Annotated in this window: 11 protein-coding genes; 4 read left to right on the top strand and 7 right to left on the bottom strand. The window is 49.6% G+C overall.

Translation table 11 applies throughout. From position 1 onward, the window contains the following. Window positions 1-53: 53 nt before the first annotated feature. Window positions 54-674 carry a LysE family translocator gene (locus ACJJI5_RS09040; RefSeq protein WP_444905785.1) on the top strand — a complete coding sequence of 207 codons (621 nt, stop codon included), beginning with the start codon at window positions 54-56 and terminating at the stop codon, window positions 672-674. A 65-nt stretch (window positions 675-739) separates the two neighbouring features. Here the strand turns inward: ACJJI5_RS09040 and ACJJI5_RS09035 are convergent, their stop codons facing one another. Further along, window positions 740-1219, bottom strand: a complete 480-nt coding sequence (locus ACJJI5_RS09035) for a hypothetical protein (protein WP_444905786.1) — start codon at window positions 1217-1219, stop codon at window positions 740-742. Between the two features lie 507 nt (window positions 1220-1726). On the opposite strand from ACJJI5_RS09035, the gene ACJJI5_RS09030 reads away from it, so the two are divergent. Continuing rightward, window positions 1727-2851 (top strand): M14 family metallopeptidase, encoded by a 1125-nt coding sequence (locus ACJJI5_RS09030; protein WP_445356065.1) that lies wholly within the window; start codon window positions 1727-1729, stop codon window positions 2849-2851. Between the two features lie 53 nt (window positions 2852-2904). Here the strand turns inward: ACJJI5_RS09030 and ACJJI5_RS09025 are convergent, their stop codons facing one another. Together ACJJI5_RS09025 and ACJJI5_RS09020 are read right to left on the bottom strand one after the other, a co-directional pair. Then, window positions 2905-3783 (bottom strand): hypothetical protein, encoded by an 879-nt coding sequence (locus ACJJI5_RS09025; RefSeq protein WP_445356064.1) that lies wholly within the window; start codon window positions 3781-3783, stop codon window positions 2905-2907. A 171-nt stretch (window positions 3784-3954) separates the two neighbouring features. Further along, window positions 3955-5469, bottom strand: a complete 1515-nt coding sequence (locus ACJJI5_RS09020; protein WP_445356063.1) for an MFS transporter — start codon at window positions 5467-5469, stop codon at window positions 3955-3957. A 298-nt stretch (window positions 5470-5767) separates the two neighbouring features. Here ACJJI5_RS09020 and ACJJI5_RS09015 point away from each other — a divergent pair, with 298 nt between their 5' ends. Continuing rightward, window positions 5768-6967, top strand: a complete 1200-nt coding sequence (locus tag ACJJI5_RS09015) for a phosphatidylinositol-specific phospholipase C domain-containing protein (RefSeq protein WP_445356062.1) — start codon at window positions 5768-5770, stop codon at window positions 6965-6967. A 244-nt stretch (window positions 6968-7211) separates the two neighbouring features. After that, complete coding sequence (locus ACJJI5_RS09010; protein ID WP_445356061.1) at window positions 7212-8963, top strand: M28 family metallopeptidase; 1752 nt, start codon at window positions 7212-7214, stop codon at window positions 8961-8963. A gap of 183 nt (window positions 8964-9146) precedes the next feature. Here the strand turns inward: ACJJI5_RS09010 and ACJJI5_RS09005 are convergent, their stop codons facing one another. The 4 genes from ACJJI5_RS09005 to ACJJI5_RS08990 all read right to left on the bottom strand — a co-directional run bounded on the left by ACJJI5_RS09005 (window position 9147) and on the right by ACJJI5_RS08990 (window position 14393). Beyond that, complete coding sequence (locus ACJJI5_RS09005) at window positions 9147-10784, bottom strand: AMP-binding protein (RefSeq protein ID WP_413665144.1); 1638 nt, start codon at window positions 10782-10784, stop codon at window positions 9147-9149. Between the two features lie 149 nt (window positions 10785-10933). Further along, on the bottom strand, window positions 10934-11269 hold the full coding sequence (locus ACJJI5_RS09000) for an SCP2 sterol-binding domain-containing protein (protein WP_282933465.1): 336 nt from the start codon (window positions 11267-11269) through the stop codon (window positions 10934-10936). An 81-nt stretch (window positions 11270-11350) separates the two neighbouring features. Next, window positions 11351-13144, bottom strand: a complete 1794-nt coding sequence (locus ACJJI5_RS08995; protein WP_413665143.1) for an acyl-CoA dehydrogenase C-terminal domain-containing protein — start codon at window positions 13142-13144, stop codon at window positions 11351-11353. Window positions 13145-13322: 178 nt separating this feature from the next. After that, entirely contained in the window at window positions 13323-14393 is a 1071-nt protein-coding gene (locus ACJJI5_RS08990; RefSeq protein WP_282933467.1) for an AraC family transcriptional regulator, read from the bottom strand. Window positions 14394-14395: the final 2 nt, after the last annotated feature.

Genomic DNA, 14395 nt, shown 5'->3' with positions numbered 1-14395 from the left:
CCCATTATTCGCGCGCATATTAGCATGAAGTCGCCTTTTCCTCTGGTACACCTGTGATTGAATCTCTTTTGCCGATCGCCCTTTTTGCTTTCTCAGCCAGTATTACACCGGGCCCTAATAACCTGATGATTATGTCCTCAGGACTCAATCACGGCATCTACAGTTCAACACCTCACCTACTGGGAATTTGGCTGGGATTTCCCGCCATGGTGGTTGCCATTGGCTTGGGACTGGGAACCGTCTTCAATCACTTCCCTTTTCTGCATGAAGTTATTCGCTGGGCAGGCATTGCCTATTTACTCTACCTGGCATGGATAATTGGTTCGACCCGGGAAATGGGTTCTGGAAATTCAAGCCAACCCCTGAGCTTTACTCAGGCGATGGCTTTTCAGTGGATCAATCCTAAAGGCTGGATTATGGCCACTGGAGCACTGGCTGCTTTCACCAGTCCCGGCACAGAAATATGGTCGGGAGTTGTTAAGGTTGCACTGGCATTTATCACCATTGGCGGGCCTTGCGTTGCCATTTGGCTATTCTTTGGCGTTGGGCTAAAACGGTTCCTGACTGAACCACGCTACTTGCGAAGCTTTAACATTGCTATGGGATTGTTGCTTGCTGCAAGCGTTATCCCCTTGGCCCTCGAGGGGCTTACCCCCTTTGGCGCAGCCACCTGAAAGGTCTCTTCTACAGCTTAAGCTCGGGAGCCTTCAACTCCCGAGGCGCTCAAAGCTGGGAAAAACTAGCGAGACGCAGCCTGAAAACGGCTTACTGCACGAAGCTCGGCTGAGTCCTGTAACCAAACAATATCTTCAGCATCTACTTGCTGCCCTGTTATCCCTGACAACTGATCACTGAGTACTTCTAGTCGGGTATTCTCATCGACGCCCTCCACCGGAAGTCGGATCCAGACCTGCCCCTCTTCGTCTGTAACCTCCGCAGGTGCCCCCTGGTCAGTACTGCTTAAATGGCGATCAAAAACCGAGCTATGCCCTGGCGGCAAATAAATGGTGCCATTGGTAATATCGACAGCGAAAGCCACTATGCCCGGCAGCAAGCCAAATAGCAGGCCTGCGCCGTCCAAGATTACGACCGCAGGATCAACTCGCCCACCCGCCTGCCCTTTGCGCTCCGGGTACAGGAAATAGCCACAGGCGCTCAGATTCATCACTGTTACAAGCGCAGCGGATGCCACGATACTTCGTTTAATCACTCTATTCATGGTGTCACCTCTCACGAAAGCCCCCTATGCGGAGCTATTACTTGTTCTTTCTATTCCCACTAATGCCATGGGACCTATTCTCTATCTGTACAAATTCACGTCAGATAGCCCTGAGACAAAAAGATCATCAAATTTACGCCGATCGAAACGTTCGTACAACATCAAGCAGGCTCGATTGCCTAAACTTTAACCAGCACTTGCTGCGGGATGTTAAGGAGATTTACTAATTTCTGACAGTGTGGAGTGACGCACTTGTGATCTGACCGGGCAGTAAGCAGTCGCCTGGGGTCCGACACCGGAAATTTCAGGGAGCAGTAGTCGTAGCAGGTGCCGCCAGGGATTGGCTAAAGCACGGTATCCTTATCGATGCCGTGCTTTTCTAATTCACTAAATAAAGGAGGTTTCGTCCTATCTCACCCAAAATTGGCGAGATCCCCTACCTTTCTTCCTGGAAAATTCCCCCTACCGCTGTATCCTGCGCCCAAGAACAAGAGTGGAGCTCTCTACATGTATATCAGCAGCGCCTTTGACAGCGGCAATATCGAAGTTATCAATACCGACAGCAATCCAATTGAGCTAGCAATCCGTCAGGACAACAATTCTGACTTCTACCAATGGTTTCACTTTCGTCTGGAAGGCGATATTGGCACCAGCTATCCCTTGCGCATCGTTAATGCCGGCAAATCCGCCTACCCGGAAGGCTGGGAAAACTACCGCATCTGTGCCTCTTACGATCGTCAAAATTGGTTCAGAATTGGCGCCAACTACGACGGCAATACCCTGGACTTCACTGTAACCCTGGATGAACCCAGCATCTATCTCGCCTATTTTGCCCCCTACTCCTGGGAACGCCACCTGGACCTGCTCGCTTGGGCGCAGAGCCACGACCTGGTCAAACTGCAAACTCTGGGTAAAACCCTTGATGAGCGCGATATGACCATGCTCACGGTTGGCAACGCCGACACCGCGAAACATCGTGTTTGGATGATTGCCCGCCAACACCCAGGAGAGACCATGGCGGAATGGTTTGTCGAGGGCTTCCTGGAAACTTTGCTCGACCATGCCAATCCTACTGCGCAAAGCTTGCTGGCAGATACCGTATTTTATGTAGTACCCAATATGAACCCCGACGGCAGCGTTCGCGGGCATCTGCGCACTAACGCTGCGGGCGCCAACCTGAACCGTGAGTGGCTCAACCCCACAATGGAGCGAAGCCCGGAAGTCTTTTTGGTCAGGGAGAAAATGTTGGAGCTAGGAGGGGATATCTTCCTGGATATTCATGGTGATGAAGCCCTGCCCTATAACTTTGTTGCGGCTTGTGAAGGTATTCCCGGCTATGACGAACGCCACGCCAAGCTGGAAGAGACATTTAAGCAAGCTTATGAGGCCGTCAGCCCCGACTTCCAAACGGAGCATGGATATGAGCTGGATAAACCCGGCGAAGCAAATTTGACAATTGGTACCGCCTGGGCTGGACATCAATTCCGCACCCTGGCTCTAACATTGGAGATGCCGTTTAAAGACAATGATGACCTCCCCGACTTGATCGAAGGATGGTCCCCGGCGCGAAGCCAACAACTCGCTCGCGATATTCTTTTCCCAATTCGCGAAACGCTAAAAACTATGTCTTAATCAGCCCAAAAGCCCCTAGCTTAAAGAGCCAAGGGGCTTTTGCCGACCAAAACTTAGTAAACAGGCTTTTCTATAAACCAAGTTATATCGATATAATTAGTCTGCTGACGGCTAATCTCCCCGCTTTCAGTATCCAACCAAATTACATCCAGCTCCCCTGAAGAACTTAACTTCGCTCCCCATACCACACTGTTTGAAGTAGGTGGAACCATACCTAATTTTGAAAATTCATCTGATCCGAGATGATGAGGCAACTGCGCAGTAATTTCTCCCCCATTAGATATATGGGCAACAACAGGTATTGCTTGCTCTGCCTCAATAACTGTTCTCTTTTCGGTCTCGGTATTAACACTACCTAACCAACTAATTCGTACTGCTAACCTTCTGCGTATAGCATCCAATAGATTAGAGATCCCTCCAGCAACAACCCTTCCACTATGGTCTTTCTGAAAAGCAACTTCCCAGTTTCGTTTTGGGGGAGTAGTGAAACACCAAACTGAATGTACACGGTCGCTATCTACCCTATTAGAGTGCTCAAAACGCCCTAGTAAAATACCTCGGCTATCTAGTAAACCGTGCCACCGCCCAAACTCAGAAGAAAGCTCTATCCTTGTATCATTAACTCTAGGAATCTGCCGATGAACAGACTGAACTTTTGTTGCCACTTCTCCAGACATAACAGTTGTAAACTGCGCGTCAGACCAATGTGTAAGATCAGACTTTTTATCTCCATTAAAATCCAAATCCCACCCTACTCGCATTGGCACTCCACTTAAGGCAACTCTGGATAGTTCTTTTTTAGAGCCCGCCACTACCACACCATCAAAGTCGACCTCCAAAATAGGATCGTTACAGCTTGCCATCTGTTCAGCATTAACCTCAATCGCCCTTGCTAAAAAGAAAGTCAAAAGTAGCCAACTTTTACTTTTCATCACCATCACCCATGCATACTTTATTTGCCATTGCCGCCTTTAAATGTTACCCACTAAAGAGCTGTTATATTTATACCCCAGCAGTAAGCCCCCTCATCTAAAGAAGGGATAAAAGCAGTATTTTATGAGTTGAATTGACGTTCTACGGCTAGTTTAAGTTTACGCAAGCCTTTACCCTTTTTCTTTTGCCATCTTCAATAAAGCAAGCACAGCCAAAAAAAGAAGAAAAGTAAATACAACCAACCCCCACATCACCGACTGAAAAGCCTGAGCAAAAGCCTCATTAAACATGTTAGCGATGCGACCGTGCAGAGCAGCAGACACCCCCATTGCGCCACGCTCTATCCTTTCAGGATTAATCAGCAATGCATCGATATATTTTTCCAGTGCACTGGTAATCTGCACCCCACTTTCCTGCAATTGATTTAGCAAACTCTGTTTTTCCATTATCCGGAATACAGTACCCACCACAGCCAAACCAAGTGCTGCGCCTATATTTTGTATGCCCCACAACATTCCGGTTGCTATTCCTGCACTATTAGGCGGCAAAGCGCCAATAGCGATTGGGGCTGTCGCACTAAATACAAACCCCCAAGCCACACCGAAAGGTATAAAAGCCAGCAAAAGCGTCGAAAAATTGGTATCCACTGAGAATTGTGTCATTACGATTGCCGCAATCAAAATACATATGACACCAATTAAGATTGGAGCCGCAGGTGCGGAATTAGCTGCCATTCTGCCCGCCACAGGAGATACCAAAGCCATCACCAAGGTAATAGGGAGCAAAATCAAGCCGGACATTACCGTTGTATCCTGACGCACAATATGCAAATAAAATGGCAATAAAAAGAAAGCAGAAATGAGAAATATCAACAAGCTGAAATTGGTTAAAACACAAGCAGAGAATAGCGAATTCTTAAAATAGGCAAAATGGATCAACGGTTGCTCCAGTTTTCGCTCAACACGAAAAAGGGCAATAAAACTCAATATAGAAATAACCAATAACAACAGTATCGGCCAGCTCAACCAACCCACTTGCGCCCCTTCAACTACTAACACCACTAGCGAACCCACACTAAGCGCAAGAAGTATCATTCCACGCCAGTCAATATAACTTTTTTCTTTATCTAAATTTTGCGGGCTCCGCATCACAAAAAGACCAAGCACCATACTAACCAACACAAAGGGGATATTAATAAAAAAGATCGACCTCCAAGACAAATACTCACATAGGACCCCACCCAATACCGGACCAAGAGCAAAGCCGACAGCCAATACCGACATCCACCATCCCATTGCAAATCCGGCTTCTTTTTCTACAAAAGTGTGGGACAGCAAAGCAATATTATTCGGCACGATTATGGCAATGGAGACACCTTGAAAGGCCCGCCAGACAATTAACCAAAGTGGATCCTCAGCCAACCCCGCGAAAAGGGAGCTAACTGCAAGTAATACCCATCCAATATTGAGCATCTTCAGGGAGCCCACAATATCCCCCAATCTCCCCATACTGGCCATCAGGATACATAGCATCAACATAAATATATTCATAACCCACTGGGTTTGAATAAAGGATGCACCTAAACTCTGCTGGATTGTCGGCAGCGCAATACTGACAATGGTGTAGTCCAACCCCAAAATAAAGGTGGCTGGAAAGGAGCCAAGCAAAACAACCCACTTATTCATTAGTCGCATAATTCCCCTTATGCAGCTTGTTAATTAAAGCAAGGAAAGACCCTGAATAATTTATCGGCATTTATTGCTGAGAGAGCTACACAACCCATCCATTATCAATAGAATTATGATGCCACCAGAAAACAACAAGAAACCAACCCTCTTCACATAGACAAAAAAGTCCAATTCGTAGTAAAAAGCAAAAATAATAAAAACGGTACCTTAAGGCACCACACACCAATAAAAATTAAAAAATATTCACTAGCGTCTACTGCAAAGGTAGCGTATCTACTCAGTCCGGAGAAAAATAATGAAACACACTATCAGACAGATGATCCTATCGATTCTATTTGTACTTTCCTTCGCCTCTCCCCCCCTTTGGGCCGATAGCATTTCTGATTTCCAAAACAGCTGGACAGGCACAGCCTTGGATCTACAGCGTCAAATAGACAACCACACTCCCATGAGTGAAAACAATATTTTGGGGACACACAATTCTTACAACTCAGAAGTGTATCGCGCCTGTAACTTCTCAGTGGGATGTCGCTACCTGGACCCTCAACAGGAGCATTCCATAAAAGATCAATTGCGCATGGGAGCTCGCTTTATAGAACTGGATGTCCATTGGACAACGAAAATGGAGAGCCTTTTTTCCTATCCCAAAAGATTACTTCTGTGCCATGGGCTCTGCAGTATCAATGACAAGTACGCGACTGAAGGATTTAACGAAATAAAGGACTGGCTAAATGACAGTGCCAACCAGGACGAAGTCATCATTTTATATATTGAGGACCATTCTGATGGGCGCCATCAAGATCTCTACAACCAAATAACCGATCGATTCGGGGATAAGATTTTCTACAGTGGCGGCTGCCAGAGCATTCCCAGCAGCCTTACAAAAAATGATGTGCTTGCTGCAGGGAAACAAGTCGTCGTGTGGAAAGATAGCGGCTGCTCTGGAAATGGTGACATGAAGAACATGGCCTTCACCGGATTAGGGGAAATCGGTCGAGTGTGGGAAGACAGCACCACTATTGGCACCATAGGGGAAATTTTTAGCGGTGGTATTGAACGAATCACAGCCGATGATGTTCGCAATGGCTTTGCTATAGGTCACAACATAATCAACCTCGATAATATGAATACGACTGATGGCCGCATCGCTGCAGCTATTTGGTCATGGGATCAGAATGAGCCAAATAACTTGAACAATGAGGACTGCGCCATGCAGTGGGGCAACGGGCGCTGGAATGATGCCAACTGCAGCAACCAATATAGCTTCGCATGTAAGAACACGGCTGACGGTAGCTGGCTGGTCAGCGCCTCCACAGGCCCATTCTCTTATGGTGCCGGGGTGTGCCAGGCACTGGGCAATGACTATGTGTTTTCCGCCCCCACCAATAGCCAGGACAACCAAGCCCTTAAAAATGCCAAGGAAACCACTGGCTATGACAAGGTGTGGATTAACTATCAGGACCAGATAACTGAGGGCCAGTGGCAGCACAATTAACCTCAAAAATCTCGACTTGAGGGTTTAGGCTGGATAGGAGGCTAAGCCCGAGCCTCCTATCCAAGGCGAGTTTTATTGAAACCTCTCAAACACAAACCCTGTCACCATATTCAACTAAATTACCAAAACGGGAATATAGCTCTGGGCCCAGCCACACTCTACTCTCCACTGATCGCTGATATGTCGTTAGTTAAGACAAGATCAGGCATAATCTGCCTCCTAACAAGACTGTCAGGACAAAATTATGCGAATTCCTACCACCTGGCGCCGCCTTGGCTTGGCTATAGCCATCGGCGGTGTTATCAGCGGTTGTAGCAAGGGCAACGAAGAAGTCAGCTCACAAGCGCACTCCCATAAAGAACATATCGAGCACAGCACTGAAAAGCTCAATCTAGAAGCCGCTGAGAAGGCTCAAATTGATACTGTCGCTGCCGACCTGCACAAGCATGTCGCCGTATTGGCCTCCGATGAATTCGAAGGCCGCGCTCCCGCCAGTAAAGGTGAGGAGCTGACGGTAAACTATCTGGCAGAGCAATTTAAGGCGCTCGGACTTACCCCTGGTGCCGTAGATTCCGACGGTAACCCCAGCTGGTTCCAGGAAGTCCCCATTGTAGAGATGGATATTCAATCCACTCCCCTTACTATTCAGGGCGAGGGTGTAGGCCAGGTTCTAAAACCTATTGACGACATGGTCGCGTTTACCCAGCGCCAAACCAGCGCATCCAGCCTCAATGAAAGCGAATTGGTTTTTGTCGGTTACGGCATCGTAGCTCCAGAAAACAACTGGAATGACTACGCAGGTCTGGATATGGAAGGCAAAACCGCAGTCATTCTGGTGAATGACCCCGGCTATGCCACCCAAGATGAGGCTCTATTTAATGGCAATGCCATGACCTACTACGGTCGCTGGAGCTACAAGTTTGAAGAAGCTGCCCGTCAGGGCGCCGCAGGGGCCATTATTGTCCATGAGAATGGCGCTGCCGGTTACCCTTGGGAAGTAGTGAGCGGCTCCTGGTCTGGCGCCCAGGTAAGCCTTGAAGCAGAAAACAAGAATATCGATCGCGTGGCGATTGAGGCCTGGATCACTAACCAGGCAGCGAAGGATCTGTTCCAGGCAGCGGGTCTCGATTTGGCCGAAGAAATGGCAGCGGCAAAAGCATCGGGATTCAAGCCTAAGTCACTGGAACTCAAAGCCAGCATCGAACTCAGCAACAGCCTTGAGAAGTCCAACTCTCGCAATGTTATTGCTAAGTTACCCGGCAAAAAGTACGCAGATGAAACCATTGTTTACACTGCCCACTGGGACCACTTAGGGGTCAACAGAAACGCTTCTGGCGAAGACCATATCTTCAATGGCGCAGTGGACAATGCCACCGGTACCGCTGGACTACTTGCTCTTGCAGCCCAAGCAGTGAAAGAGGATCAAGCTGATCGCTCCCTGGTATTCGTTGCAGTAACTGCTGAAGAGTCCGGTTTACTCGGCTCCAAATACTATGCCGCCAACCCAGTTGAACCTCTGGAAAAGACGGTTGCCGGCTTTAACTTCGACGCTATGAATGTCTTGGGCCCCACCAAAGACATCACCGTCGTAGGCTTCGGCAGCAGCGAGCTGGAAAATCTCTTAGAAGCAGCCGCCAAAAAGCAGGGCCGCTATCTGGCTGCTGAAGAGCACCCGGAACGCGGCTACTTCTATCGCTCAGATCATTTCAGCCTGGCAAAAGAAGGCGTGCCAATGCTGTATTTTGATTCCGGTAGCGAAAACCATGAGCACGGCCGGGAGTGGGCACAATCCAAGGACAAGAAATATCTCAGCCAGCACTACCACAAGCCGGGAGATGAGTACGACCCCAACTGGAACCTGAAAGGCGCCGCTATGAATCTGCAACTGGGCCTGCAATTGGGCCTGAAGCTGGCGAACAGCCGCGACTGGCCCAACTGGTATGAAGGCAATGAGTTCCGCGCTATTCGCGACGCCAGTGCCGAAAGCCGCAAATAACCAAGCAGGATAAATATCCCGCTTTTCCTTGGTGGCACCTCCTCGGTGCCACCAAACTTCCCACCCCAAACATCAACCCTGCATTAGCTGCAGGTGCCTCTCCCTGAATCAAAACCAATAAAAAAGCCCCACTGTCTCCAGCAGGGCCTTTTATGCGAATGAGCTCTTTAGCTAAATAGCGACTTAAGCAGCGCTAGTAGCCTCAAGCTTTTTCAACTCTTCATCGCGAAGTTCGCGGCGTAAGATTTTACCCACATTAGTTTTGGGTAAGTCCTCACGGAACTCCACATGCTTCGGCACTTTGTAAGCCGTCATATGCTCACGGCAGTAGGCGACAACTTCATCTTCAGTCAAAGATGGATCAGCCTTCACCAGGAAGAGCTTCACCTGCTCACCACTTTTCTCATCCGGGATACCGATAGCGGCAGCTTCAGTGACCTTCGGATGCGCGCTGATCACGTCTTCAATTTCATTGGGATATACATTGAAACCGGACACAATAATCATGTCCTTCTTGCGATCTACGATTTTGATGTAACCATCATCCTGAATAACAGCCATATCGCCGGTATTCAACCAACCCTCACTGTCGATGGTATCCGCTGTCGCTTCCGGACGCTGCCAGTAGCCTTTCATCACCTGAGGTCCGCGCACGCACAGCTCGCCAGGAGAGTTGTTTGGCAGGTCATTGCCATTCTCATCGACAACCTTGACCTCAGTACCGGGAACAGGAACACCCACTGTGCCCAGCTGAACACCATCAGTAGGGTTAAATGAAACAACCGGGGAGGTTTCAGTCATACCGTAACCTTCCATGATCATACAGCCGGTCATTTCCTCCCAGCGCTTAGCCGTATCGCGAGTTAATGCCATGCCACCAGAAGCTGTTGAGTGCAATTTGCTGAAGTCCAGTTCAGCAAAATCCTTGTTGCGCATCAGGCCATTGAACAGGGTATTGAGCCCAACAAATCCGGTGAAACGCAGGCCTTTCAGCATCTTCACAAAACCCGGAATATCCCTCGGGTTGGGCACTAACAACGAGTGGTTGCCCGTGGAGAATAGGCACATGCAGTGGATGGTAAATGCGTAGATATGGTAAAGAGGCAAAGGTGCAATATAGAACTCCTCACCTTCTTTCATACCACTGGCAAATGCGATACGAACCTGCTCCATATTCGCAACCAGATTGCCATTTGTTAGCATTGCCCCTTTGGCAACCCCGGTAGTACCGCCGGTATACTGCAGAACCGCAATATCTTCTTTGGTGCGCTCAACATCCTTATGAGGACGCTCAGCGCCTTTTGCCATGGCATCGCGGAAGCTAACTTCATTGGCAAACGAAAATTCGGGCACCATTTTCTTAACGTACTTTGCCACACTGTTGATCAAGGTACGCTTCAGCGGACTGTGCAGATCCGCAATCTCAGTAACAATAACTTGTTTTACATCGGTTTCAGCAACCACCGCAGCAGCGGTATCGGCAATATTCGCCAGTACGACCAGAGCCTTGGCCCCTGAATCATTCAGCTGATGCTTAAGCTCGCGCTGCGTGTACAGCGGATTGGTATTTACTACAACCAGACCTGCGCGCAGTGCACCAAAAACAACTACTGGGTACTGCAGCACGTTGGGCAGCTGGACAGCGATGCGATCACCGGGCTTCAAGTCGGTATGATTTTGTAAATAAGAGGCGAATTTTCCACTTAGCGTGTCAATATCATTGATTGAAAGTGTACGCCCCAGGCATGTGAAAGCCGGCCGGTCACCGAATTTGGCGCAAGCGCCTTTAAAGACATCAAGTATGCTGCGATCAATGTCCAACTCTCTTCTCCCATTCCTGATTGTTGTCGTCGCTTGCCCACACCTTCCGTCTCCATAGGCGAAAGCTGCCATATCTCTGGGCGAGCGAGAATTTATTTATTGTTTGTAGTATCTTTGAGATGGTGAAAAAGAAGGTTTAAAACCTCTCTTTACCGATCTCCCTCTTCACTATTCGCAGGAAATAAACCTGCCAATGCTGCGGCCAACTCGCGATTTCCAGAATATTGAACATCCCCCAAAAGGAAGGCGTGACGCCCACTTAATTGACCGTCCAATATAGCACTGAGAGTGCTGTTTTCCATTTCCAATGTTAGTTCTGGATTATCAGTCTGACCAAATTCGGAAATCACTTTGTAATTTTTAGATACTTCGGTGACATAAACATAGAAGTCACAGGCATCTGGCAGCCGGAACTGTACCCGAGCCAGCGGGTACGAACAAGCTAAGTGACACAGGCGCTCTTGAACCGAATCCGGCAATTGCATCGGAAATTCTCCGTTTAAGCCGCTTTATTACTCACAAAAAAACCGCCGGCATTTGCCGGCGGTTTTAATTTCAGAGCGGGATCAGAATGCAAAATGCTCGGCATCCAATTCCATCAAGTTGCCTGCTCCACTCAACATGGACGTTGCGTGGCTGGAAGTGCGAGGAAGGATACGCTCGAAGAAGAAACGCGCGGTAGTAATTTTCGCCTTGTAGAAATCTTCTTCTCCAGTGCCCGCTGCCAGTTTTTCATTGGCAACTTTAGCCGCCTGTGCCCACAGGAAGGCCAGTACGGTGTAGCCGGAGAACATCAGGTAATCTACGGAAGCAGCACCTACTTCGTCTGGGTTTTCCATAGCTTTGCCGCCAACGTGCAAGGTCAGGTCGCCCCACTGTTTGTTCAGCTCTTGCAACTTAGCAACGAATGGCGCCAGTGCTTCGTTATCAATTTCCGCCTGGCAGAATTTGTGAACCTGCTTGGTGAAACCGCGCAGCAATTCACCCTGGGTCATCAGAACCTTACGACCCAACAGGTCCAGAGCCTGAATACCAGTGGTGCCTTCATAGATAGTGGAGATACGCGCATCACGTACGTTCTGCTCCACGCCCCACTCGGCAATATAACCGTGGCCACCGAAACACTGCATACCCAGGTTGGCAGATTCGAAACCAGCTTCTGTCAAAAATGCTTTTGCAATCGGCGTCAGGAACGCCAGCATATCGTCAGCGGCTTTCTTCGCGTCAGCATCGCCTTTGTGAGTGATATCAACCAGCTGTGCGCACTTAACAACCAGCATACGACCACCTTCAGAGAAGGCTTTCTGGGTCATCAGCATGCGGCGCACGTCAGGGTGAACAATAATCGGGTCAGCCGGGCCTTCCGGGTTTTTCACGCCGGACAGAGAACGCATTTGCAGGCGATCTTTTGCATAAGCCAGGGACTTCTGGAAACCGATCTCGGAGTGAGCCAGGCCTTGCAGAGCAGTGCCCAGGCGCGCAGTGTTCATAAAGGTGAACATATAGCTCAGGCCTTTATTCTGTTCGCCGATCAGGAAGCCTTTAGCACCGTCAAAGTTCAGCACTGCAGTGGCGTTGCCGTGAATACCCATTTTGTGCTCGAGGGAACCACATACCACACCGTTGCGCTCACCAGCAGAGCCGTCAGCGTTCGGCAGGAACTTGGGTACGATAAACAGGGAGATACCCTTGGTGCCAGCAGGTGCGTCTGGCAGGCGGGCGAGTACGATATGAACAATGTTGTCAGTCATGTCGTGCTCACCGGCGGAGATAAAGATCTTGGTGCCGGTAATCGCGTAGGAGCCATCGTCATTTGGCTCGGCCTTGGTGCGCAGAATACCCAGATCGGTACCACAGTGAGGCTCGGTCAGACACATAGTGCCAGTCCAGCTACCTTCAACCAGCTTGGTCAGGTAAACCTGCTTCTGCTCTTCAGTACCGTGCTCTTCCAGGGTGTTCATGGCACCGTGGGACAAACCGGGGTACATGCCCCAGGACCAGTTGGCGGTGCCAACCATCTCGCTCATGATAGTGCCGAGCGAGGGCGGCAGGCCCTGGCCACCGTACTCAGGATCGTGAGGCAGTGCAGCCCAGCCACCCTCTACAAACTGCTGGTAGGCTTCTTTAAAGCCTTCCGGGGTAGTAACTTCACCATCTTTCCAGGTGCAACCTTGCTGGTCGCCAATTTGGTTCAGCGGTGCAATAACGTTTTCACAAAACTTTGCACCCTCTTCCAGGATGGCATCCACGACATCAGGAGTAGCCTCCTCATATCCAAGTGACTCATAATGCTTTTCTGAGTCCAGCATCTCGCGCATTACGAAACGCAAATCACGCAGTGGCATTTTGATATCGGTCATCCTGATAACCTCAATTCGCTTATGTTTGGGACCGGAGGCAAAACCATCCAGTCATATTTATGACTAATTTCTAAGATTGGTTCATCATAGTAGTAAGCGAGCAGCCCCCTCTATGGCCAAACCCGTCCAAAGCGGTGACAAATCGAGGCGAGAGGATGAAAAAAGGTGACTGGCCCAGTCAAATATCCAGGCCAGCTGCAGCGCGACCACCCCGGCGATACTCGCCTGGCGTAATTCCCGTCCATTTTTTAAAGGCGCGGAAGAAAGCACTGGATTCATCGAACCCAAGCATCTCTGCGATCTGCCCATTGGAAAGATCCGGGCAGCTGAGGTAGTGAAAAGCCGCTTCCATCCGACATTCGTCTTTGAGCTTCTGGTAGGAGGTACCCTCCTGCTGAAGACGACGTCGCAACGTGGTGACCGACATATTGAGCCTCTCCGCCACCGCCTCAGCGGCAGGCATGGACTCGCTCACATCCCGGTTCAAAATGGTTTTTACTTTGGTTTTGATACTGTTGGCACTGCCGTCGCTGATCACCAGGTGGTAAGGAGCGGTGCGAATAAAGTCCTCAACCATCTGCGGGCTTTGCACCACAGGGTATTCCAGGTAGCGGGTATCGTATTCGAGCGCATTAAACGGTTGCTCAAATAACAACTCATTGGCCTCGCTTTGCGCGAGACTGCGAAACTCTTCCGGGCAAGCAAATGAGAAGTGCAACCTGGCCAGCGGAATCTCCCGCCCTGCCAGCCAGCAATAAAACCTGTGCCAAACCGCTAGAGTTGTACGCACCACACTGGGGCTCGTGTTATTCAGCAGCTGCTCAAATTCGCCCTTGCCCAGCGAACTGATCCCGCAAATTTCAACCCGCTCGCGCCCATGGCCACCTTCTCCGAGTACCGGCTTCACCTTAAAACCTCGGCAGATTTCCATAAATTCGGCACAGAGCGTAATCGCCTGGCGGAGGGTTGCACAATTCACCACCGCCAGACACAACAAGCGAAAAGACCCGGAACGGACCCTTCCACCGCTAAGCATGCCAAACCACTCATTTTGCGCCAGCCACATCACGCGCTGGTACAAGCGGCCATACTTCACTGCTGAAAATGCGGATACGCCCTGCAATTCAGACTCATCGATATCGACAGAAGCCAAAAGCTCCTTGCGATCACACCCGTGTTTGGTCGCCTCTTCGAGCAGTCGCTCGAGGTAGGCGATAGGGATGCGAATATCCTCTTCCGTTGACGCCATCT

The sequence above is a fragment of the Microbulbifer maximicatervae (SeqCode) genome (genome assembly GCF_052467955.1).
This window is presented reverse-complemented; position numbering and strand designations above follow the sequence as displayed.